This is a genomic window from Psychrobacillus sp. MER TA 171 (assembly GCF_023713305.1).
GTDB lineage: Bacteria > Bacillota > Bacilli > Bacillales_A > Planococcaceae > Psychrobacillus.
Genome location: NZ_JAMAWN010000014.1, coordinates 23,305 through 45,860, shown reverse-complemented (window position 1 = coordinate 45,860; position 22,556 = coordinate 23,305). Strand labels below are relative to the sequence as shown.

The 22,556-nt window shown below is 39.8% G+C and carries 22 protein-coding genes; 5 read left to right on the top strand and 17 right to left on the bottom strand.

What is annotated here, in order from left to right:
* Positions 1 to 122 precede the first annotated feature (122 nt).
* The gene (locus M3627_RS13610) at positions 123 to 758 is read right to left on the bottom strand and encodes a redox-sensing transcriptional repressor Rex (protein WP_169360460.1); all 636 of its coding nucleotides are present in this window, start codon (positions 756 to 758) and stop codon (positions 123 to 125) included.
* A 127-nt stretch (positions 759 to 885) separates the two neighbouring features.
* Here M3627_RS13610 and M3627_RS13605 point away from each other — a divergent pair, with 127 nt between their 5' ends.
* Complete coding sequence (locus tag M3627_RS13605; RefSeq protein ID WP_251556118.1) at positions 886 to 2,817, top strand: ABC-F family ATP-binding cassette domain-containing protein; 1,932 nt, start codon at positions 886 to 888, stop codon at positions 2,815 to 2,817.
* A 502-nt stretch (positions 2,818 to 3,319) separates the two neighbouring features.
* On the opposite strand, the gene tsaD is transcribed toward M3627_RS13605, so the two are convergent.
* The 7 genes from tsaD to M3627_RS13570 all read right to left on the bottom strand — a co-directional run bounded on the left by tsaD (position 3,320) and on the right by M3627_RS13570 (position 7,360).
* Entirely contained in the window at positions 3,320 to 4,339 is a 1,020-nt protein-coding gene (tsaD, locus tag M3627_RS13600; protein ID WP_169360462.1) for a tRNA (adenosine(37)-N6)-threonylcarbamoyltransferase complex transferase subunit TsaD, read from the bottom strand.
* Positions 4,336 to 4,794: a ribosomal protein S18-alanine N-acetyltransferase gene (rimI, locus tag M3627_RS13595; RefSeq protein WP_169360463.1), complete on the bottom strand. Its 459-nt coding sequence runs from the start codon at positions 4,792 to 4,794 to the stop codon at positions 4,336 to 4,338. Before rimI ends, tsaD begins: the two co-directional genes overlap by 4 nt.
* The gene (gene tsaB / locus M3627_RS13590; RefSeq protein ID WP_251556117.1) at positions 4,784 to 5,470 is read right to left on the bottom strand and encodes a tRNA (adenosine(37)-N6)-threonylcarbamoyltransferase complex dimerization subunit type 1 TsaB; all 687 of its coding nucleotides are present in this window, start codon (positions 5,468 to 5,470) and stop codon (positions 4,784 to 4,786) included. Before tsaB ends, rimI begins: the two co-directional genes overlap by 11 nt.
* Positions 5,467 to 5,919: a tRNA (adenosine(37)-N6)-threonylcarbamoyltransferase complex ATPase subunit type 1 TsaE gene (tsaE, locus tag M3627_RS13585; RefSeq protein ID WP_251556116.1), complete on the bottom strand. Its 453-nt coding sequence runs from the start codon at positions 5,917 to 5,919 to the stop codon at positions 5,467 to 5,469. Before tsaE ends, tsaB begins: the two co-directional genes overlap by 4 nt.
* Positions 5,920 to 6,072: 153 nt before the next feature.
* On the bottom strand, positions 6,073 to 6,219 hold the full coding sequence (locus M3627_RS13580; RefSeq protein WP_169360466.1) for a hypothetical protein: 147 nt from the start codon (positions 6,217 to 6,219) through the stop codon (positions 6,073 to 6,075).
* A gap of 41 nt (positions 6,220 to 6,260) precedes the next feature.
* Positions 6,261 to 6,671, bottom strand: coding sequence for a YugN family protein (locus M3627_RS13575; RefSeq protein ID WP_169360467.1), 411 nt, complete (start codon positions 6,669 to 6,671; stop codon positions 6,261 to 6,263).
* A 62-nt stretch (positions 6,672 to 6,733) separates the two neighbouring features.
* Entirely contained in the window at positions 6,734 to 7,360 is a 627-nt protein-coding gene (locus tag M3627_RS13570; RefSeq protein WP_169360468.1) for a GDSL-type esterase/lipase family protein, read from the bottom strand.
* 99 nt (positions 7,361 to 7,459) lie between these two features.
* On the opposite strand from M3627_RS13570, the gene M3627_RS13565 reads away from it, so the two are divergent.
* Positions 7,460 to 8,512, top strand: a complete 1,053-nt coding sequence (locus tag M3627_RS13565; protein WP_251556115.1) for an acyltransferase family protein — start codon at positions 7,460 to 7,462, stop codon at positions 8,510 to 8,512.
* 578 nt (positions 8,513 to 9,090) lie between these two features.
* Here M3627_RS13565 and M3627_RS13560 read toward each other — a convergent pair.
* The 3 genes from M3627_RS13560 to M3627_RS13550 are packed head-to-tail and all read right to left on the bottom strand — an operon-like array spanning position 9,091 to position 12,054.
* Positions 9,091 to 9,909 carry an ABC transporter ATP-binding protein gene (locus M3627_RS13560; protein WP_169360470.1) on the bottom strand — a complete coding sequence of 273 codons (819 nt, stop codon included), beginning with the start codon at positions 9,907 to 9,909 and terminating at the stop codon, positions 9,091 to 9,093.
* A complete protein-coding gene (locus M3627_RS13555) occupies positions 9,906 to 10,910 on the bottom strand; it encodes a FecCD family ABC transporter permease (RefSeq protein WP_169360471.1) in 1,005 nt (334 codons plus the stop codon). Before M3627_RS13555 ends, M3627_RS13560 begins: the two co-directional genes overlap by 4 nt.
* 19 nt (positions 10,911 to 10,929) lie before the next feature.
* Positions 10,930 to 12,054, bottom strand: a complete 1,125-nt coding sequence (locus tag M3627_RS13550) for an ABC transporter substrate-binding protein (protein WP_353056468.1) — start codon at positions 12,052 to 12,054, stop codon at positions 10,930 to 10,932.
* A 211-nt stretch (positions 12,055 to 12,265) separates the two neighbouring features.
* Here M3627_RS13550 and M3627_RS13545 point away from each other — a divergent pair, with 211 nt between their 5' ends.
* Both M3627_RS13545 and M3627_RS13540 read left to right on the top strand, forming a co-directional pair.
* Positions 12,266 to 12,907 (top strand): phosphate starvation-inducible protein PhoH, encoded by a 642-nt coding sequence (locus M3627_RS13545; protein WP_251556112.1) that lies wholly within the window; start codon positions 12,266 to 12,268, stop codon positions 12,905 to 12,907.
* On the top strand, positions 12,904 to 13,509 hold the full coding sequence (locus tag M3627_RS13540) for a hypothetical protein (RefSeq protein WP_251556110.1): 606 nt from the start codon (positions 12,904 to 12,906) through the stop codon (positions 13,507 to 13,509). Before M3627_RS13545 ends, M3627_RS13540 begins: the two co-directional genes overlap by 4 nt.
* 111 nt (positions 13,510 to 13,620) lie before the next feature.
* On the opposite strand, the gene purU is transcribed toward M3627_RS13540, so the two are convergent.
* The 6 genes from purU to hutU form a co-directional block, all read right to left on the bottom strand.
* On the bottom strand, positions 13,621 to 14,514 hold the full coding sequence (purU, locus tag M3627_RS13535) for a formyltetrahydrofolate deformylase (RefSeq protein ID WP_251556109.1): 894 nt from the start codon (positions 14,512 to 14,514) through the stop codon (positions 13,621 to 13,623).
* Positions 14,515 to 14,639: 125 nt separating this feature from the next.
* Positions 14,640 to 15,476: a 3D domain-containing protein gene (locus M3627_RS13530; RefSeq protein ID WP_240949759.1), complete on the bottom strand. Its 837-nt coding sequence runs from the start codon at positions 15,474 to 15,476 to the stop codon at positions 14,640 to 14,642.
* Positions 15,477 to 16,312: 836 nt separating this feature from the next.
* On the bottom strand, positions 16,313 to 16,633 hold the full coding sequence (locus M3627_RS13525; RefSeq protein WP_251556108.1) for a hypothetical protein: 321 nt from the start codon (positions 16,631 to 16,633) through the stop codon (positions 16,313 to 16,315).
* Between the two features lie 262 nt (positions 16,634 to 16,895).
* Positions 16,896 to 17,885, bottom strand: a complete 990-nt coding sequence (locus tag M3627_RS13520) for an agmatinase family protein (RefSeq protein WP_251556107.1) — start codon at positions 17,883 to 17,885, stop codon at positions 16,896 to 16,898.
* Positions 17,875 to 19,152 (bottom strand): imidazolonepropionase, encoded by a 1,278-nt coding sequence (hutI, locus tag M3627_RS13515; RefSeq protein ID WP_251556106.1) that lies wholly within the window; start codon positions 19,150 to 19,152, stop codon positions 17,875 to 17,877. Before hutI ends, M3627_RS13520 begins: the two co-directional genes overlap by 11 nt.
* Positions 19,153 to 19,158: 6 nt before the next feature.
* Positions 19,159 to 20,829, bottom strand: a complete 1,671-nt coding sequence (gene hutU, locus M3627_RS13510) for a urocanate hydratase (RefSeq protein ID WP_251556104.1) — start codon at positions 20,827 to 20,829, stop codon at positions 19,159 to 19,161.
* Positions 20,830 to 21,096: 267 nt separating this feature from the next.
* Between hutU and M3627_RS21085 the strand changes: the two genes are divergently transcribed.
* Positions 21,097 to 22,551, top strand: coding sequence for a helix-turn-helix domain-containing protein (locus M3627_RS21085; RefSeq protein ID WP_251556101.1), 1,455 nt, complete (start codon positions 21,097 to 21,099; stop codon positions 22,549 to 22,551).
* Positions 22,552 to 22,556 lie beyond the last annotated feature (5 nt).

Sequence of the window (22,556 nt, the reverse complement as noted above, 5' to 3'; positions counted from 1 at the left end):
GGTGTCTAGCTACACCGCCTTGCCCCTCGGGTCAAATGGAGAAATACTGCGGTGGCTGAGGAGCTGCCTCCTCGCATTTCTCCATTTGCCTGTCGGGGCAGAGATAGGCGGTTTCGCTTTTCTTATATATCGTTTCGAATCATATAGATTAGTGTTTGAAGTTCAACCGAAAGGTCAATCGTATGTACGCGAATCTCATCAGGTGTGCTGATTGGAACAGGAGTGAAATTTAATATCCCCTTTACATCTGATCCAACTAGGAGGTTGGCCACCTCTTGGGCAGAACGGCTTGGAAGAGTGAAAATGACTAATTCAATTCCGTATTCCTTAAGCTTTTCTAGCATTACACTTGAATGAAAAACTGGGATATCGCTAATAATGGTTCCTTCAAGTGGCGCCTTCGTATCAAATGCCACTACTATTCTTGTATTATGGTTTTTTTGAAAGTTATATTTAACAAACGCTGTCCCTAAGCTACCAACACCTATCAATGCAACCTTCGCTGCTTCGTCTTGATCTAGTGTTTTTCTGAAAAACTCTAATAAATGCGGTACATCGTAGCCATAGCCTTTCTTACCTAATGCTCCAAAATGAGAAAAGTCTCTCCGGATGGTTGCCGAGTCGATTTTCATCGCTTCACTTAGCTGTTGGGATGAAATACGTTTATGCTCTGCATTGTGAAAGCTTTGTAAAAATCTATAATATAAAGGAAGTCGTTTCATTGTCGCTTGAGGAATGCGAGGTACATCACGTTTCATAAGTATCCTCCTAATGTATAAGGCAAATTCATTTTTTCACGTTACCTTTCTTTCATTGTAAAGGGAGAACGTTGCAACGACAAGTCCTATCTATTACACTTAGGATAGAATTGAGGTGCAAATAATCGTGATCGTTTTACAAGTAAACCAAGTAACTAAATCCTTTAATGGGGAAGATATATTAACAAACGTAAAGCTAGAGGTTCAAGACCGTGACCGAGTTGCACTAGTCGGTCGTAACGGTGCTGGGAAATCTACCTTACTTAAAATAATTGCCGGAGAAATGTCCTATGATTCCGGTGACATTATCATGCCAAAAAATATTAGACTAGGCTACTTAGAGCAGCATGCCGGTTTAGAATCCAAGCTGACCATTTGGGAGGAAATGAAATCTATCTTCAGTCATTTAATAGACTCCGAAAAAGAATTACGTTCATTAGAAGCCCAAATGGCTGACCCTGCTGTCTATGAGGATCCAGAAGCCTACGCTAAAGTAGCTGCTACATATGACGAGCTTCAGCTTGCATTTAACGAGGCTGGTGGCTATCGCTTTGAATCTGACATCCGCTCTATCTTACATGGGATGCAGTTTTTCCCGGACGACTATGACAAGCCTGTACAAGCATTATCTGGCGGACAAAAAACACGCCTAGCTTTAGCTAAAATGCTATTAAGTAAGCCCGATTTACTTATACTCGATGAGCCTACAAACCATTTGGATATCCAAACACTCAGCTTCTTAGAAAACTATTTGAAAAATTATAGTGGAGCCATTTTAATCGTATCCCATGACCGGTACTTCCTAGATCAGGTAGTAAATCTAGTGTACGAGGTTTCTCGCCATAATGTTACGAGATACGTTGGTAACTACAGTGCCTATTTAACGCAAAAGGCAAAAAATTATGAGCTGGATAAAAAGAAGTATGAGAAGCAACAAGAGGAAAAGGCAAAGCTAGAGGATTTTGTTAGCCGTAACCTGGCTCGTGCCTCCACAACCAAGATGGCGCAGTCTAGAAGAAAGGTAATCGAGAAGACAGACTGGATGGATGCACCTGATGGCGATGAAAAATCCGCTAACTTCGGTTTTACCATCGACCGCCCAAGTGGCAATGATGTTCTGCGCTTAGAGGATGTTGCTGTTGGCTACTCCAATAAAACCGTCTCCTCTAACATCTCATTTTCTGTGTACAAGCAGGACCGGATTGCATTAGTTGGACCGAATGGCGTCGGTAAATCCACCTTGCTGAAAACAATTATGAAGCAGCTTCCATCTGCTGGCGGGCATATTCAATACGGGACGAATGTGCAATTTGGTTACTATGACCAGGAACAAGCAGCTCTTTCCGGCAATAAAACCGTTTTGAAAGAGCTATGGGATGAATGGCCTCTCATGAATGAAAAGGATGTTCGCAATGTACTAGGTCGCTTCCTGTTCTCTGGAGACGATGTCCAAAAAACAGTCTCTACGCTATCCGGTGGAGAAAAGGCTAGACTTGCACTTGCCAAGCTCATGCTATTGAAATCAAATACGCTAGTTCTTGATGAGCCTACAAACCATTTAGATTTGGATAGCAAAGAGGTTTTAGAGAATGCTTTGCTCGATTTCCCTGGAACAATTATCTTCGTGTCACATGACCGTTATTTTATTAACCGAATTGCAACAAAGGTAATTGAACTCTCCTCCAAAGAAGCAACACTGTTTTTAGGTGACTATGACTATTATCTAGAGAAAAAGGAAGAGCTCGAGGAGTTAGCAATGGAAAGCTCGATTGCACAAAATACAGTCGTTCAAAAGGTAAATACCTCGACGATTGATAAAGAAGCGAAGAAAAAGGAAAGACAAATTCGACGTCAAATCGATGAGCTCGAGGAACAAATTTCTGCTATCGATTCAGAAATCGCATTAATCGAGGAAAAGCTATGTGATCCAGAAGTCTTCCAGGACCATGAGGCAGTCCAAAAATTACAGAGTGAGCTCGATAACCTTAAGGTAAAGCAAGACACCATCTCCAATGAATGGCTGGAGCTACAGGAACAATTAGAAGAAATTACAGGGTAAGCCGATTGACTCGGTTTACCTTTTTTTATATGGGGAAAAATATATAATGTCGAACTATTTATTTTTGGGATTAACTATTCAATTTATAAAGAAAACAGTCAGATTAATGGGACAAGCAACCAATTATTAAATTGATCGAGTCGGTTTATGGTACAAAGTTGTCTAATCGTTCTAACAGGATATCAGATACATATGTTGTATTTTGTCGAACGATGGCATATATAGGTCAAGCCCCTTTTTCCTAAAAATCTTTTTCCACATATTTATTAACATCAAAAGTACTGTCATATCAATCTATCAACAGGTTTATCCACATTGTCCACAGATTAAAAACTTAGTTTTCCACAAGTTGTGAGTATAAATAACCACAATATATTGAAAACACACAACTTACTAACAAGTTATCAACAAATTGTGCATAAGTACGAATGTTCTCTATTGACAACCGAAATAATACATGGTAAAAAATCCTCTTTTCTTGTCGAAGAAAAGAGGATTTCGTTTAGTTCCAGCTATTTAATTCTAACCCAGGACGACCATTCATCGCTAAATCCCCTATTTGCCCAGCTGAAAATTTAGAGCTACCAGCAGCTGCGATCATGGCTGCATTGTCTGTACACAATTTGATTGGAGGCACATAAAAAGGAATATTCTCTTTTTGGAATGCTTCTTCCAATGCTTTTCGCAGTCCTTTATTTGCTGCTACACCACCAGCAGCAATTACTTGCTTCACATTAAACTCCCTGGCTGCACGAAGCGTTTTAGTAGTGAGTACTTCTATTACGCTCTCTTGGAAGCCCGCGGCAAGATGGTTAGGATTGATTGCTTCCCCTCTTTGCTCCGCATTATGCTGATAATTGATGACTGCAGATTTTAAGCCACTGAAACTAAAATCATAAGAGCCCTCCTCTAGCCAAGCCCTTGGGAAAGGCACTGCTTGATCGCTCTCATTTGCTAGACGATCTATGTGTGGACCACCAGGATAAGGGAGATTCAAGACTCTAGCTACTTTGTCATAAGCCTCTCCAGCTGCATCATCGCGTGTTTCTCCGATTAGCTCAAATTGACCGTCTTCTTTCATCAACACTAGCTCGGTATGCCCTCCTGATACTACTAGAGCAAGTAACGGAAATTCCATCGGCTGGACCAACGCATTTGCATAAATATGCCCCGCAATATGATGAACTCCTACTAAAGGCAGACCGTTTGCAAACGAGAATGCTTTTGCAGCGTTTATTCCTATTAATAGGGCACCTACTAGCCCAGGGCCTTCGGTTACTGCCACTGCATCTAAATCCTGAGGAGTCATGTCCGCTTGCTTTAAAGCTTCTTCTATAACCAGTGTGATTTGCTCCACATGATGACGAGAAGCAACCTCTGGAACTACTCCACCAAAGCGCTTGTGACTTTCTATTTGTGATGCTACGACATTGGATATTATTTCTGTTCCATTTTTGACTATGGAAGCCGCTGTTTCATCACAGCTTGTTTCTATTCCTAAAATATATTGATCTTTTGTCATTTGAATTCCACCCACATTACAAGAGCATCCTCTTGTGTATCTGTATAATAATTTTTACGAATGCCTCCATCCTGGAAGCCAAGCTTGTAATATAAATTTTTTGCAACCGTATTGGATACGCGTACCTCTAACGTCATAAGTACTCCTTGTTGTTCCTTTACAATACGGATCGCCTCACGCATTAAGCCTTCCCCAATTCGATGGCCTCGCATACGTTCTGCTACTGCCACATTCGTGATATGACTTTCATCCATGACAATCCACATTCCACAATAGCCGACAATATCCTTTTCCTCTATCTCCGCTACTAAATAGTAGGAATATAGATTAGTCGTCATTTCATGCTCGAATGCCTCTCTAGTCCATGGATGTGCGAATGCCTCTTCTTCTATTAAAAGCACCTGGTCTATGTCTTCTATAGTCATTTTGCGATAGGTAATCGTTTTAGTTTCCATTTTTCTTCTGCTCTTTCATCCAGTTTGCCTCTGCCTCTGTTATTCGCAAATATTCTGGTACCGTAGTATGTACACTTACCGGCTCCATTCTTTGCGCAATTTCTATTAGGACTGCAGCACTTGGTAATGAAAATGATGCTCCTGCTTGGTGGACTTTATCGCCAAGCACCTCTTTTATTTGGTTCCAATGAAGAGCTACATCCATTCCTACAAATAAAACCTGGTGCCCCATCTCATCCAAAGTAGATAGCAAATCTGCCATAGACATATGAGATTCCTTCACTAATTTACCGTCCGTATAAATTCCCGCAAATACATTTCCACGTCGAGCATCCATAATGGAACACACCGTCCCTTGGAAATATGGTGCGTTCCCTGCAAGCACCTGCAAACTTGAAACCGAGTAAATTGGAATATTTAACGTCCAAGCGAGCGTCTTTCCGATTGTCACACCGATTCGCACTCCCGTATAAGAGCCTGGCCCTTTTGCCACCGCAATCGCATCTAGCTCGTTAGGCTGAATATTAGCTTTTTTCATAAGCTCCTCTATTGCTGGCATCGTTCCAATGGAATGAGTTACCTTCACAGAGGACTTATATTCTGCAAGCACCTGCCCGTCCTTTACGACTGCTACCGCAAGCGGTGTATGAGATGTATCTATTCCTAACCAAATCATTCAAAAAGCTCCTCACATAATTGTTCATATCTCTTCCCAAAAGGCTCAAACGTAAATCGACGCTTGTCATTGTCCAGTCGATGAATCTGTATTGCCAATCGTTCAGGCGGCAAATCCTCTTGTATTAAATGAGCCCACTCAATAATGCTTACTGCATCACCGTAAAAAAGCTCGTCCCAGCCCAGATCCTCATCACTATCCGCTAAACGGTAAACATCCAAATGGTTTAAAGGTAGCCTACCCTCATATTGCTTCAATATGGTAAACGTTGGGCTGTTCACGTTTCTTGTGATTCCAAGACCCTTCGCCACACTTTTCGTAAATGTTGTCTTCCCTGCTCCCAAATCTCCCTCTAATGTCAGGACATCTGCAGGCTGTAATAACTCAGCTAGCTGTCGGGCCAAAACTTCCGTCTCCAGCTCCGAATCAATCAATCGCTCATACATCATCGATCGCTTTCCTTTCAAGTACAAATCTATTTGACTCTATTATAAAGAATAACCGCTCATAATGTAACTCTAGGACATTTATATGTACAGAACTCTTTAAATGAAGAACAGCTCTAAGATATAGCTGAATGCTCCGATTACGACAATCAAAGCCTAGATTACTACAATCACCGGTAGTTTGCGACAATCAACCTCTGGATTACTACAATCCTCACATCTTTTACGACAATCAATCGCAGACTCTTCCACGTCTCCTTCCCTATCCCCTACCGGCTTGCGAATCCCTATTCCAATAAACAAAAGGACCGCCTCACCTATGTGAGACAGCCCTTCTATTAATGTTAATGCAATAATCGAAGCACTTTTTCTACTTCCTGCTCGCCAGCATGCTCCCAGCGGTTCTTGTCGGTAATGTTACCGTCTTGATCTACGGGTGATTGAAACTGATCAAATCCCGTAGTAGTTAGCAACGAATTTTCATCTTTATCCAGACCTACATTGACCACATGTTTTATTAAATAAGGAGATTGGAATTTAATGTGTGCCTCGTAATCATCAAGCTCTCCTTGAGTCACTGTAAATGGGATGCGAAGATAGATGGTTTCTCCCTCCTCGCGGCAAAGGATAGAATCAAAGCTACCTTTATGGTAATCCCAGTTTCCTCCGATTGTATAACCTAAACTCGAGATACGGTCATGTAAATCTCCAAAAAATGCTGTCTTACCTTCTAATTCTGTGTTTAACTGAAGCATTGCTATCACTCCTTCATTGGATACTCATGTATAGAGTTTCCCAATGCCAGTAATAACATACGTTATTTTTCTTTTTCAAAAAACAAGCCGATTACCTTTTCCAATAAACCCTTTTTAGGATGATTCAAGTTTATCTCGATAAGTTTTTGAGCGATTAAATCGGACAGCATGTCATAGCCTGCTTCCCCAAAATGAAGACCATCGTTCTTTTCGCCAACTAATAGCTCTTTGTAATCTTCTCTTGAATACATAGCAGTAAAAAAATCTATGTAGTGACTACCTGTCTCTTCAGCTACCTCTCTTACAACGGTTGTATATTGTAGCAAGGACTCATTAGTGCGATTCTCCTGAAAAGATTCATCTACTGGAGGCGGTGAAATAAGAATCGTCTTACTTGGACCAATGACCTTCGCAAAGGTGGTTATATTACGCTTGAATAATTCTAAGTCTACTAAACGATATGTGGCAGAATCATTCGAACCAAAAAGAACTGTGACATAGTCAGGTTTTTTAGCAATTACATCTGCAGCGAAACGTTCAATCGCCTGTTCAGTAGTATTGCCCGAGACTCCGGCGTTGATAAAATTATAGTTCGGTAATTTCTGAGCTAGCTTATACGTAAGCGCCGGACTTGGATTACCTTCCTTTCTAGCGGTGATACTATCACCAAAACAAACAACAGTTGTCATTTTTATCAAGCCTCCATTCTATTATTTTTTTCTCTCCTTAAGTTTATATTCACTAAAAAGTGGCTATACAAACATATGAGACGGCTATGGAGGAACATCATGAACAAGAAACGAGTCACATGGGTAGACGTAACAAAGGGTTTTTTAATGATCCTCGTTGTTATAGGACACTACCCTGGAGAACTAGATTTCCCTCTATCAAAGTATATTTACTGGTTTCATATGCCAGCATTTTTTCTATTGAGTGGAATCTTCTTCAAAGAAATCAAAGAAGATACAACATCTAATAAAACAGTAAAGAAAAGATTTCTACAACTAATGGTACCTTATCTATTTTTCCTTTTAACGATTACAGGTATTCGATATGGTATGGAAATATCCCAAGGAAACCATGATTTTTCTTGGTATTTAAATGATTTATGGAAATTATTCATTGCCGGTAGATTCGTACGGGGTGCTTACGGAGTTTTCTGGTTTGTCACCACTCTATTCTTTACTTATCTATTATTTATGTGGATGACAAAATATTTAAGCAAAGTACAACAAATAAGTCTCCTTGCGTTTTGCTATATTGCAGCGCATCTTCAAAGTATTTTTGCTAGAGAAGTAATCAGTGAATCAGCAGTAGAATCAGCACAATCTATCCCAATGGTATGGAATTTAGATGTCGTATTGATGGCAGTAGTATACTTTTCTTTAGGCTACTACGGTAAATCACTGTGGATGAATGTGACTAAGCCTTGGCTATTCAGCGCAGGAGCGTTAGCTTTTGGAATGATTCTACTAGATCAAAATGGATTGATAAATTACAAACTGAGCATGAAATTTCTTCGTTATGATCATATGCTATTAGATTTAATTATCCCGATTTCCTTTATCATTGTAATCGTAGGCTTTTTCCAAAGAATAACTAAAATTCTTTCACTGGAATGGCTTCGAAAAATTGAAAATCATTCCATAGCTATTATGTACTTACATATTTTTACGGACATGATTTTGAACGATTACTTTGAATATGGAGTTGTCGGTTACACTATATTATGTACAGTTATTCCAATCATTATTTCTATTATCATTCAAAATGTTATCCCATATGGTAAATTTTTGCTCGGAGATATCCGCGCGAAAAGACCAATGCAGATAGAGATTTAAAAACCGCCACATGGCGGTTTTTTAATGTTTAAACAAGTATTACACAAATAAAATAGAACATTAGTTCGTAAATATGTTATAATAGAAAGTGCAATTGCATACCAGGTTGGGCGGCGGTCACTTCTTTCAAAGGGGTGATGCCAATGACAATTTACGAATCGATCAATTTGTTAATGCAGCTAAGTGCTGTCTTCCTAACAGCTTTTTCTATCGTAGTGACATTGATTATTTTCTTCATAAAAAAGAAATAACCGTCCCCTGGCAAAGGTTTGACGGTTATTTCTGACCTAGGACCAACCGCTCTTTCTGCGGCTGCATATTGTAGGACTGGATATTGCAGTATCCAGTCCTTTAACTTGCTTATTTATTGATATTATATACACAAATCAATATACATTCAACTTATTGCTGGTCAAATATGCCTTACTTTTCCACATATGACTCTAGGGTTATTATTACTTATGAATTACTTTATGATATGCAATAATTTATTATCGCGTACATAGATTCTTCCAATAAAAAGAGTAGACATGTAAACGTCTACTCTTTTGTCCTTTATGCTCTGCTGTCCAGTCGTCCTATAGATCATTGCCGAAATACGTAGGAACTACCGTTTCATAAACTTGTCCGTCCAGTTCGTGTCTCAGACGCTTTACAGCGATTTGGAAATAATCTAAAATATTTTTCTCCGTCATAATATCAGAAACACTCCCAGTTATTACAGGCATTTCTTTCGCAACCATAAGTACTTTATCTCCTAGATAAAATGCATGATTTGCATAATGAGTATTTATGACACAGGCCAAGCCCTTTTCTTTAGCTAGTCTTTTTATTGTTTGTAGGATAACCTTTTGCTTCTGCATATCTAAATGGGATTCAGGCTCATCTAGTACTAAAATCTCTGGGTCTGCCACTAGGGTCCGGGCGATTAGCGCTAATTGTAGCTCCCCTCCGCTGACAGATGTGCAGGATTCTTCTGCTAAATGCTTGATGCCTACTGAGTCTAAGGCTTCTAAAGCCAAAGCATAGTCTTTTTTAGATGGCTGGGCAAAGGAACGAATATATACTGCTCTCCCCATTGTCACTAAATCCAAAATGGAATAGCTGAATGTCATACTGGATGCCTGAGGTACATAACCAATCTTTGTCCAAACTTCCTTGGAATTCATCTTAGAAAGTGGTTTACCATCTAGTAAAGTTTCTCCCCTTTTCCATTCCTGTAAGCCCATCATACATTTTAACAGTGTCGTCTTTCCCGCTCCATTTGGACCAAGAATGGACAGAATTTCTCCAGGACGAAGCTCAAAGTTAATATCATTCATATACAAAAAATTTTGAGAATCAGGAGCCTTCACCTTTTTATAAAAGTAGTTTCCATCCTTCACCTGTAAAATCAATTCCAGCCACCTCCTGTTTTACGGAGTAAATATGCAAAAAACGGAGCTCCAATAATAGCTGTTAAAATAGAAAGTGGAATTTCAGCTGCCGTTAGACTACGAGCAAGATTATCGATGAATAACAAGTACACTGCTCCAATGGAAATAGATGCTGGAAGGACATATTGGTTGTTACTTCCTACAATCATTCGAGCGATATGCGGAATGATTAGCCCTACCCATCCGATAATACCGGCAATGGATACTGCTGCAGCAGTAATTAACGTTGCTCCTAAAATAACTAGCCATTTTAGCTTGTTAACAGATACCCCTAATGACAATGCCTCTTCCTCAGAAAGTGACAGGATGTTTAGTCTCCAACGAAGGACATATAATATCAGAATTCCAACCAAAATAATTGGACCACCAATCATTAAATCGCTATAGCTGGCAGTACCAAGACTTCCCATTAGCCAATATGTAATTGCCGGGAGCTTTTCCTCAGGGTCAGCAAGGAATTTCACAAGCGAGATTAACGCCTGAAACAATGCACTAGTGACAACTCCCGCAAGAACTAGCATAAATATAGGCATATCTCGCTTTACTCCACCTATTAGAAAGGTGAAGCCAATCGCTAGCATACCCATTACTAATGCCATGATTTGCATCGTGAAGCTATTACCAAACAATAGAATTCCAATGGAGGCTCCAAATCCAGCCCCAGCTGACACACCTAGAATATCAGGGCTAACTAATGGATTGGCGAACATCCCCTGGAATGCTGCACCAGCGATGGACAATCCACCACCAATTAGCATAGCCAATAAAATCCTTGGTAGGCGTACATTCATGACCACTGTTTCTTCCATGTTTGTCCATGTTTGCTCCATAGGTACTATTTGAGAGAGCAGTATTTGGATTTGAACGATGAAATCAATTTGATACCGACCTACCCCAATCGAAATCAGCCCAACTATAATAGGCAATGTCCAAAGTAATATCTTGATCAATTTAGACTTCATTTATATAGACACCTTTGTATTAGTATTTTGCTGCTTCCGATGGTGGATATAAGATCTCTTCCACTTGTGTATCCGTTAAATCATAATCATAGTAGCGTTTGTAATAGTCTTTTATTTCCTCGTTCATGTCATACGTAAATAGCTCAGGATGATTTTTTTGTGCCATCCATTTTAGCATCAATGGTGCATCTCCACTTGGTGGATACCAGCGATAGATACCAAGCGGCATTTTATAAACCTTTTTATCCTGAACGGCCTTTACTTCACTCCAGTCTTGGCTTTCAAAAACGTTGTTATACAAGTCCTCAGGCTGAGTTTCCGTAAAATTAGTAATATAAATGATATCAGGGTTCCATTTATAAATTTGCTCCATATTTACTGCTTTAATACCATCGACCTCTTCGGCTGCTACATCTATTCCGCCAGTGGAGTTCAGCCAACGATTTCCGTGCATTCCCGTTCCTGCCACAGAAATCTCTCCATCATTATGGTATTGCAATACCATCACACGTGGCATGTCCTTCTCTTTGACACCTGCTTCATCGAGCGTATCGTAAATCATTTGTTGGTTTTCTTCACCTTCAGCAATAATCTCGTCAGGACGATCTGTTATACCAGTAATTTCTCCTGTTAAAGTTAACCAACGATTTAATGTATCTAACGGATTAAGTGAATCGGTTGCAGTGTCTAACGCAACAGTTGTTATTCCTGTATCTTCAAGCTTTTTCACTGTTTTTTCTTGGTTAGCAATCTCAAAATAGACATCTGGATCTAAAGAAAGTAGCTCTTCTACGTTTACTTCCCCATTTTCAATAAAGTTCGTTTTAGCATCTAGTATAGATGGAGAAATTTCCTTTAAAATAGAGTGAGAGGCTGCATTATAAGAATTTGGATGAATACCTGCAATCTCTTCAGTAGAATTGGTAGCGATAAACCATGTGGAGAAGTACGGTAGTATCCCTCCCATTACAATGCTGTCTAGCTTTCCAGGAATCTCTACCTCTCTATTTAATTCGTCTACAATTATCTTTGTTTCTTGACTAGCCTCTAAATCCGTATTTTTTACTTCATTATCATTACCGCAGCCTGCTAATAATAATGCGATAGAAGCAGAGGCAATTATGTATCTATATTGTCGTTTCATCATTATATTTGTCTCCATTCTCATTGAGAATCATTTTCAATACCTAACTAACTTATAATAAATATCCCGAAAGGTCAAGAATGCTTAATAAAAAAACAATATTCAGAATGTAATATAGTAAAATTTTGCCTTTTTATTTTTAAGGTGCATATGTTATGATGCAATTAAATGAGAATAGTTATCAATTATTTCAAGCGATGGAGGGCTCTTTTTGACTAACATAAATAACATACTCTATTTGGATCCAGGTCATGCGTTTGGATTGTCCAACCGTACCAATTCTTTTATGAACGAATATTTTACGATTATCGATCAATATCAATTAAACGAGCATCCGTTAGATCCGTACTGTTGTATAGTCGTGCACGATTTTGCAGATCAAGAGTACTTATATAAACATAAAGCAGTTATAGAAGACTTTTTAGAAGCAGGGAAAGTTGTCATATTCGGTGGGCACTTATTTAGAGAATGGCTTCCTGGCTGTCCTATCTTTACACCTAGAACGATTGAAAGCCATGAAGATTATCATGTTTTCAAGAAAATAGATCATCCTATTTTTAAGGGAGTAGATACCGATGATATGACCTACAACAAAGGAGTGGCCGGCTTCTTCGCAAGAGTGACTCACTCCCCTGTTCCAAATGGTGCAGAGGTGCTTCTAACTTTCCGCGATGGAATGCCTATTACATATATTGATCGCCAGTCAACGAAGGGAACAATTTTAGTTCATTCTGGTCGTGATCTCTTTGCTCATCGCATGCAAAATAAATCAACGGATCGTATCAGCATCCAGCTCTTACAATGGATTCAAGATGAATATAAGGCACTACAAAAGGAGGTCAGCTCCAAATGAGAAAAATTGCTGTAATTTATAGTGGACATGCACCTCATCATAGAACATTCAATGAACCAAAATATAAACAATATATAGACAGACTAATCTACTTCCCAGATTTCCAAAATGATTCATTGGAAGGGATAGATGTTTTGTTTGTACCTTCACAGCTAAATGAACATTTATTGATGGCTTCGAAGGAGAAAATCCATGCTTTTGCAAATGCGGGAGGAATCGTTGTAGCCTTTGGACCGCAGCCTTGGGAATGGCTTCCAAACCAAAAATGGGAGGAACGAGAAACTAATTTTTGGTGGTGGCTTGAAAAGGATGCAAATAGTGGATTAGTGCTAGCTGACCCGGAGTATGATTTGTTCAACTATATAACTTTGCGAGATGCTACGTGGCACCAGCACGGTGTATTTTGGCCAGTGGAAGGTTCTCACAAACTTATTACGACCGAGGATGGTGGTGCTGTCCTTTACGTTGACAAGGTGAGCACTAATGGAACTTGGATTATTACTACCCTAGATCCTGACTATCATTATGGCTCCTACTTCATGCCAGCAACCGAACGATTTCTAGATGGATTTTTACCATGGCTAGCTAAAGGAAATATATAGGCCGAAAAACTTAACTAACTGCTATAAATAAAAAAATGATTTAATTAATTTCATGTAAAAAATAAGAGCTTCGGAGTATTGAAATAGATCAATACCTCGAAGCTTTCTTTATTAATGAAATACAATGGTTTTATTGCCCTCTACGATTACTCGGTTTTCAAGATGCCATTTTACAGCTCTCGCAAGTACACGTCTTTCGATTTTACGTCCAATTTTCTTAAGTTCCGTTACATCATCCCGGTGGTCTACCCGTTCTACGTCCTGTTCGATAATTGGGCCCTCATCCAAATTGTTCGTTACATAGTGAGAAGTGGCACCAATCAGCTTTACTCCACGCTCATATGCACGTTCGTAAGGACCTGCTCCTATAAAGGCAGGTAGGAAGGAGTGATGAATGTTAATGATGCGACTCTCAAAATGAGCAACAAAATCTGGAGTTAGTATTTGCATATATCGAGCTAAAATAAGTAAGTCTACATCATACTGCTGCATCAAGCGGATTTGCTCTTCCTCCACCTGCTTACGAATATCCTTATTAGCCGGAATATAATGATAGGGGATTCCTAGTGCCTCTACCATTGGACGTGCAGTTTCGTGATTACTAATGACTGCCACTATATCTGTGTCGAGGTCCCCATTTTGCCATTCCCATAAAAGCTCTATTAAGCAATGAGTTTCTCGGGATACAAAAATTGCCGAACGAATGCGTTCTGCAGGATAGGAAAACTTATATTCCATTCCATGCTCAAGTGAAATTTCTTTAAAATCACTCTCCATTTTTGCAGCCCTTTCAGCCAGCTGACCACCGTGATATTCAATCCGTATAAAGAATGTTCCGTTTTCTGGGTCACTTGAATACTGACTAGACTCAATGATGTTACATTCATACTTGTATAAAAAGGTCGATAATACTGCCACTATTCCAGGTTTGTCTGGACATTTTACTAGCAGTCGGCCTTTATTTTCCTGTGTTTTTCGATGCTTATTTATTTGTATTTCATCCATTTGAATGCCACCCTTTATTAGTCATATTAATTTTTCATTATCCTTTATTCTATTCATCTTCTCAAGTACTTTTTATATAGTATGTAACTATAAAAACCCATGTAAAATTACATGGGTTTTTTACGTTAGTTTAATATGATGAGTTTAACTTGTTTTCTACCCCACTGTATTGCATTATCATAGGATGGGATAAATACGTCAATTTTATTCCCTTTGATAGCCCCGCCAGTATCTCCAGCGATTGCCTCACCATAGCCCTCTACCCATACCCTTGTCCCCAGGGGTATAACACGAGGGTCAACGGCTATTACCTTTTCATTTGGATTGGCCCTTAGATCAATTCCATAGGCAGTCGTTCCTGAGCATCCTGTACAGTAGGCTGTGTATGCTGTGGCTTCCATCGTCATTTCAACAGAGCCTTCTGTTTTAGGTTCTGCTGTTACAACTGGCGCTGATGTAGCAACTTTTGTAGAAGCTGTATTCGGTGTTGAAGCTGCACTTGGAGCTACTGGTTCAATTGGTGGAGCAGTAACTCCCATTACTTGTCTTTTCGGTGTGTCCTCTAAGTCTCCTGTCCCCTGCTTTACAATGAGTTCGTCTCCCGGAAATATTAAATCTCCTGTTATATTATTCATATCCATAAGTTCATTGAGTGACAAATCATTTGCAAGGGCAATTCTATAGAGGTTGTCCCCCTCGGCAACCGTATAAGTTACTGGCTCTGAACGAAGCTTCATAAGCAATTTCATTGCATATAAATCATCAAAATGTATATTAAAGTCGTCCATATCGTTCTCTAAGTCAGTTTTTTTGTCTACTAGATTCCTGTGGTCTGAAGTGTCGGTAAGAAAAATCGATTCATCCTCTTGAGTTATAGGGGAGAATAGACTCTCTGCATGCGCTACTGTGTTTGTGGTCAACATCAATAGCACTACAAATAAAATAGTCCTAACCTTGAACATAAAGTTCCTCCTTTGTACCTCTTTTCGTAAACTCTTTAGAGTATTGCCCCAAAACTCCAAAAAACAAACCCTCTAAATAAAAAAATAGAAGTTTTCGTTCAAAACAACTAAAAAATTCAGAGAAAGGAAAGACTTTATATCATACTAGATTGAGAAATAATTCATCAAATGTATATTAATTCCACAACATAAAAATATCAAAAGACTGGTAGTGTTAATTACAAATACCACCAGTCTTTTTTATTAAACCTATGTCTAGCATGGATTTTGGGTTAAGGTTGATTGTTTAGATGATCACCGCTGTATCAAGGGATATCGCCTCCTTTGATACTGGGTTGGTAATCGATTTTATGGACGTAACGGTATTGCTTTATGGATATGGGACACTTCTTGCCTTTGTATGGGCGCTCTGCGCATATTTACGGGCGCTATTTGGATTTAAGGGCGATTTTCTCCTTTTTATGGGCGCTTCGACTAGCTTTATGGGACACCTTCTCCCCTCGTATGGGCGCCCTGCGCATATTTACGGGCGCTATTTGAATTTATGGGCGATTTTCTCCTCTTTATGGGCGCGCTGACTCGCTTTATGGGACACTTTCTCCCCTCGTATGGGCGCTCTGCGCATATTTACGGGCGCTATTTGGATTTATGGGCGATTTTCTCCTTTTTATGGGCGCTTCGACTCGCTTTATGGGGCACTTTCTCCCTTCGTATGGGCTCTGTGATGATTCATCTAGAATGATTTCGATCGTCCTACGCTACTCTTTCCTCATTATTTGTACAAACAAAAATCCAAAAAGAATAACGAAAGTCTCGTTTCTTTTTGGATTAGCTTATTATGTCCATTTTAAATTCTCCAATAGCTGATGAAAGCTTTCTAAAAAATTCTTCTTGCTCTCCTCGTTGTTTAAAGATTTAACGTCTACTCCGCTCATAAATTGTAAAATCTCCGGGTGATGATCCCAATCCTGTTCAAATTGACTCTTGAAATCTACATACCAATCATACTGATACATCCTTTTCATATGCCGGATGGCTCTTCGACTCTCTTCCGTGACTTCTTCCTTTGTCCTCTCTCCTAGAATAAAAATGGATTCTGCCAACCTTGAAATTTTATTTTTATATTGGGTAAACGCAGTGGATATCCTTTTAATCATACAATTCCTCCCTGTCCCATTTACTATTATTATACGCGAAATCACATAAAAAAGATTAATTTTTCAGATTATTATTCAAAGAAATCCATTTATTTATGGCTGAACATATAACTAAAAGTCACTATAAGGCTCCCCCTATCTAAAAAGATGGACATGCTGCTGGATCTCTTCAAAAAAAAACGTTTGACTAGATGCAGCCAAACGCTTTCTTTTTTTAAAACAGTTCTCTATCTGACCGTGCATCATCGAAGCATTATAAGGCCTAATATCTCTTCACTCGATGCTGATAAAAAGATGCTAAAAATGTTAAAAAGGCATAGGTGGTTGTCTTTACAGTTGCCTCCACCGAATTATCCTTCGTTGGATCAATGCATACAAAGTCGATCGCTCCTATTCCATCGCATTTCCCGACCTCATACAAAATTTCGAATAGCTCATCAGATCTCATGCCACCTGGAGTAGAGGCTGGGACACCAGGAGCGTATGAAATATCCAGAACGTCCATATCTACCGTTACATAAATAAAGTCTACCTGCTCCATCAAAACGGATAGTATATCTTGTATCGTTTGCTCGATACCCTTTTGACGCAGTTCCTTTAAACGAATACGATGAACCTCATAATCATTTGCTGCCTCGATTAGAGAAGGAGCGTTATAAAACCCATGCAATCCAATATTATAGACATGCTTTCCCTCAATCACTCGACCCTCTATTAATTGACGAATGGGGGTTCCGTTCGTCGGACCGTGGTCATCTGTCGAACGTAAATCCAAATGAGTATCTAACTGTAAAATACCAATCTTCTTCTCTGGCATTACCTTCTTTAGTCCACGAATAGTTGCTGCTGTTATCGAATGGTCTCCACCGATGGTCACCTTCAATGCATTTGGATAAGTCTCTGCGATACTCTCCATCGCATCCTCGATATGTTGATGGCAGCGCAAAATATCGGTAACATGCATCTTTACATTCCCTATATCTGCTACTGTTAACTCACGAATATCTATATCTTCATCAATATAGTAGGTAGAGAATTTTTCCCACGATTGGCGAAAGGCATTTGGAAACTCGGATGCTCCTGAAACACTAATAGAGGATCTGGAAAGCGGTGTTCCTAGAAGCACTACATTCCAATCTTTTTTCTCACTTTGCCACTGAGGAACTATCCAATCCTTTACCTTCATATCCTGATGTACTGTCCTTTGCCAATCAAATGGCGAGTGCTCTATCGGAGCTTTATTATAGTCCATCGGTAATCACTCCGTTGTCCAAAACTACTTTTCCATTTTTGATAACAGTTTTTGTATGATTCATCCCGTAGAAGTATTGCAATTGCTGATAGTTTGCTACATTTAGAATAAGTACATCTGCCTTCTTACCCACCTCTAGAGAACCGATTTCATCTCCACGATTAATAGCATAGGCTGCGTTAATAGTAGTCGCAGTGATTACCTCTTCCATTGTCATACCCATATTCATACACGCTAAATTCATGATGAAAGGCAAAGAAATCGTTGGGGAAGATCCTGGATTAAAATCAGTCGAAATGGCAACGGGTACCCCTTCATCTACCATCAGTCTTCCTCGTGCAGAGGCAGCCTTCAAGAAAAATGCTGTCCCTGGCAATAAAACAGCAACAGTTCCAGCCTTCGCCATTGCTTGTATTCCTTTATCTGATGCTACCAATAAATGCTCGGCTGAAATAGCTCCAACCTCTGCTGCTAGCTCCGCCCCCTCATATGGTTCAATTTCATCGGCATGAATTTTAGGAATAAGCCCATGCTCCTTGCCTGCCAATAAAATCCTACGAGACTGCTCTGGAGTAAATACTCCCTTCTCACAGAAAACATCATTAAACTCTGCTAGACCAAGCTCAGCCACCTTTGGAATCATATCATTCACAAGCTGATCCACAAATGCATCAGGATTTGCTTTGTACTCGGCAGGTACCGCATGAGCTCCCATAAACGTTCGAACAACATCGACCGGATGATTTTCCTGAAGCTTCTTTGCAACCTGCAATTGTTTCTTCTCTGTCTCCAAGTCCAACCCGTAGCCACTTTTCGCTTCTACCGTCGTTACCCCATGGCGAAGAAAATCATTTAGATGGTTATATGTTTTCTCGTATAAGTGATCGAACGATGATTCTCTCGTTTTCTTTGTGGTCGCATGAATTCCTCCACCAGCATTCATGATCTCCATGTAAGTAGCACCGTTTAAACGCATTTGGAATTCATTTTCACGAGTTCCTCCGAAGACAAGATGAGTATGGGCGTCTACTAGACCCGGCATAACTATATGGCCTGATGCATCTATAATCTGTGCTCGTGCTATGAGGTCAGGATGCTGCTCCTGAAGCTCTTCCTTTGTACCGACAGCGACAATGCGATCATCTTCTATTAACATACTTCCATTTTCTATGATGCCAAGCTCGCTCATCTCTTTTCCTATGCGTGCTTTTTTACTAGCAGATGCTAGAGTAATTAATTGGTTGGCATTAGTGATTAGTAATGTCATGTATCCTCATCCTTTTATGTTTAGCATTGGTATATGAACATTCTTCTCCTGGGCAGTTTTAATGGCAATTTCGTACCCAGCATCCGCATGGCGAGCAACTCCTAGCCCAGGGTCCGATATGAGTACTCGGCTAATTTTTTCTGCTGCCATCTCCGTGCCGTCTGCCACAAGCACCTGACCAGCATGCTGGGAATATCCCATTCCTACTCCGCCCCCGTGATGTACACTCACCCAGCTTGCTCCACCAGCCACATTCACTAGTGCATTTAAAATCGGCCAATCTGAAACTGCATCAGAGCCGTCCTTCATTCCTTCTGTTTCTCGATTAGGGGATGCAACAGAGCCTGAGTCTAGATGGTCTCGCCCGAACACAATGGGAGCCTTGAGTTCTCCTGAAGCGACCATTTCGTTTACCTTTAAAGCAAAGCGATGGCGATCACCGTAGCCTAGCCAACAAATTCGAGCCGGGAGACCTTGCCACTTCACCATTTTCTGTGCCATATCAATCCAATTTACTAAAGCCTCGTCTTTTGCAAACATTTCCTTTGCCAGCGCATCCGTCTTTAAAATATCCTCTGGATCCCCGGACAATGCAGCCCAGCGGAACGGGCCTTTTCCTTCGCAGAACAATGGTCTAATGTACGCTGGAACAAAACCGGGGAAGTCGAAGGCATTCGCTACACCCATCTCCTGTGCATACTTCCGAATGTTGTTACCATAATCAAATACCTCTGATCCAACTTTTTGGAAATCGAGCATCGCTTGAACATGATCAGCCATAGCCTGTTTCGCCTTATGCTCATATGCCTTCGGATCTTCCTTGCGAAGCTTTAGTGCCTCCTCCAAAGACATATGATTTGGAATATATCCATTTAACGGATCATGTGCGCTAGTTTGATCTGTCACTAGATGTGGAACAATTCCACGCTCATATATTTCTCTATAAATATCCGCACAGTTTCCAACTAACCCAATGGATGCGGGCTCTTTCTTATCCTGTAACTCCTTCGCCATTTTCAGTGCCACATCTAAATCTTCTACTAAATAATCGCAATAGCCTTCTTTTATTTTTCGTTCAATGCGTTTCTTGTCTACCTCTACTACAAGAATTACTGCTCCTGCCATCTTCCCTGCAAGGGGCTGAGCACCACTCATGCCACCCATACCACCTGTTAAAATTAGTTTTCCACGGAGGTCTGCACTACCAAACACTTTTTTACCTGCCTCCACAAAACTCAAATAAGTTCCCTGTAAAATTCCTTGAGCACCAATATATATCCAGCTACCTGCAGTCATTTGGCCATACATCATCAAATCCTTATCCTCTAGCTCATAAAAATGCTCCCAGTTGGCCCAAGCTGGTACTAAGTTAGAATTCGCAATCAATACGCGTGGCGAGTGCTCATACGTACGAAACACCGCTACCGGCTTACCTGATTGAATGAGTAACGTTTCATCGTTTTCTAGCTTTTTCAGCGACTCGATTATTTGCGCATAGCTCGCCCAGTTTCGAGCTGCCTTTCCTATTCCCCCGTACACCACTAGCTCATCCGGATTTTCAGCAACCTCTGGGTCCAAATTATTCATGAGCATACGCATAGCAGCCTCTTGCGTCCATCCCTTACAGGAAAGCTGACTCCCTGTTGGTGCTTTAATATTTTGCATTACATGTTCCAACACACAACACTCCCTTTAATATAATAAAAATACGCTTAATGAAAGGGTCTTAGAAATCCCTCTGTTTTACCAATTATAAAATTCAGAAAAAATAATATATATATAATCCAGGGTTAAAATAAAGGAATTTCATTAGATAAGATGGAATTTTATAAAGATAAATAGGGAATAATTTATGATTTTATGAATCAATGAATAAAATCATAAGAAAATACCTCAGTGTTAATTCAAAGTTAAATAAGTACAACTAATAGGGGGTGAAACAAAGTGAAGCTCTTAATTATTGACAGGGATCAAACAGAAAGAAAAGGTATAGAGTGGTTTATCAAGCGATATCAGTTGGATGTTATGACTGTTTTAGAGGCAGGAAATTTTAACGAGGCAGTGGAGCAAATCGAGGCCGAGAACCCAGAGGTTATTTTACTCGAAATGGAGTTGCTTGCTCAAAGTGATTCCAATCGATTAAGAAAAGCATTATCGCTAAATTCCCATCACATCATTGGGATCACTGCAGAGCCACTTTTTAAGCATGCTTTAGAAGCACTTTCCATGCGAGCGCTCACTCTCCTGGTTAAACCAATAGACTTAAGCTTGCTTAAACAATATTTAACTCATGCAGTTAGAAATGAATTAAGAGTGCAACAAGAGAGTCTACCTTTAATAGGAGAGCATTCGATTTATCCTTCCTTATTTTTAGATCAATATGAGATAGAGCAAGAGTTTACATTTTGTCTGATGTTGGAGGCTGAGATTTTGGAGCAGAATGAACCGCTTTTCCATTGGCTAGAATCCCTAAATCATTTGACTCTCTTTCCCCTTTCTAAGCGTATTGTGGCATTCTCAACAGAAGAAACACTCGAGGAGCTTCGTAAAAAAGCAAAGGCAATTATAAGGGAATGGTCTAACACACAGAATACCAACTTAAATATAGCTATCTATGATCTACCGAGAAAATCCGTAAAGGACATGTACCAAGCTATAAAAGAAACTCTAAAGCTACGTTTTCAGCATGGCTTTGGTCAGATTTTTCTTGTAAGCGAACTTCCTACCTTTCAAAGTTTGGACCCATTTTTAACAATGGAGCAGCAACGACTTTGGATGTCGAGCCTAGAGCAAAATGACATACAGACAATTAAGCATTTTTTATATAGCATCTCTACCATTAAAACGTATTATCATCCAGACACTATACGCATCCATTTGACTAGCATTCTAGCACAAATACGGAGATTCATGCTTAAATACCAAATGGAGAAACGAATAGATTTGGAACATCGCTACAACCAACTCTTTGAAATCATTCTAAATCATCCAGTCCTTTACACGATTATCCAGGAAATTGTCCTCCTCTGTCAGGACATAATGAATCAGGTAGAAAAACAAAAAGAAAAAGGCCAGTTCGACTATGTAAATGCCGCATTGGATTTCATTGACCACCATTATACAGACGATAAGCTTAGCCTTGACCAACTCGCTGAATTTTTAGGAATCAGTCCTAGTTATATAAGTATGCTTTTCTCGAAAACAAACGCTACTACCTTCAAGCAATACGTTACCAAGAAACGACTCACCCATGCCAGGCAGCTACTTCAGGAAACCAATCTCACTATCCACGAAATAGCAGCCAAAACTGGCTTTAATGACGCCAACTACTTTTCTAAGCTGTTTAAGGCAAATCATAATATTAGTCCGTCCTATTATAGACAGCAGGTAATTGGTTAAGGAGG

Excerpts from the sequence above, each read along its gene's own strand:
- M3627_RS13610 (WP_169360460.1), bottom strand. The coding sequence starts at position 758 with ATGAAACGTGATGTACCTCGCATTCCTCAAGCGACAATGAAACGACTT.
- tsaD (WP_169360462.1), bottom strand. The coding sequence starts at position 4,339 with ATGACAAAAGATCAATATATTTTAGGAATAGAAACAAGCTGTGATGAA.
- rimI (WP_169360463.1), bottom strand. The coding sequence starts at position 4,794 with ATGGAAACTAAAACGATTACCTATCGCAAAATGACTATAGAAGACATA.
- tsaB (WP_251556117.1), bottom strand. The coding sequence starts at position 5,470 with ATGATTTGGTTAGGAATAGATACATCTCATACACCGCTTGCGGTAGCA.
- tsaE (WP_251556116.1), bottom strand. The coding sequence starts at position 5,919 with ATGATGTATGAGCGATTGATTGATTCGGAGCTGGAGACGGAAGTTTTG.
- M3627_RS13575 (WP_169360467.1), bottom strand. The coding sequence starts at position 6,671 with ATGCTTCAGTTAAACACAGAATTAGAAGGTAAGACAGCATTTTTTGGA.
- M3627_RS13570 (WP_169360468.1), bottom strand. The coding sequence starts at position 7,360 with ATGACAACTGTTGTTTGTTTTGGTGATAGTATCACCGCTAGAAAGGAA.
- M3627_RS13565 (WP_251556115.1), top strand. The coding sequence starts at position 7,460 with ATGAACAAGAAACGAGTCACATGGGTAGACGTAACAAAGGGTTTTTTA.
- M3627_RS13555 (WP_169360471.1), bottom strand. The coding sequence starts at position 10,910 with ATGAAGTCTAAATTGATCAAGATATTACTTTGGACATTGCCTATTATA.
- M3627_RS13550 (WP_353056468.1), bottom strand. The coding sequence starts at position 12,054 with ATGAAACGACAATATAGATACATAATTGCCTCTGCTTCTATCGCATTA.
- M3627_RS13540 (WP_251556110.1), top strand. The coding sequence starts at position 12,904 with ATGAGAAAAATTGCTGTAATTTATAGTGGACATGCACCTCATCATAGA.
- purU (WP_251556109.1), bottom strand. The coding sequence starts at position 14,514 with ATGGATGAAATACAAATAAATAAGCATCGAAAAACACAGGAAAATAAA.
- M3627_RS13530 (WP_240949759.1), bottom strand. The coding sequence starts at position 15,476 with ATGTTCAAGGTTAGGACTATTTTATTTGTAGTGCTATTGATGTTGACC.
- M3627_RS13525 (WP_251556108.1), bottom strand. The coding sequence starts at position 16,633 with ATGATTAAAAGGATATCCACTGCGTTTACCCAATATAAAAATAAAATT.
- M3627_RS13520 (WP_251556107.1), bottom strand. The coding sequence starts at position 17,885 with ATGGACTATAATAAAGCTCCGATAGAGCACTCGCCATTTGATTGGCAA.
- hutI (WP_251556106.1), bottom strand. The coding sequence starts at position 19,152 with ATGACATTACTAATCACTAATGCCAACCAATTAATTACTCTAGCATCT.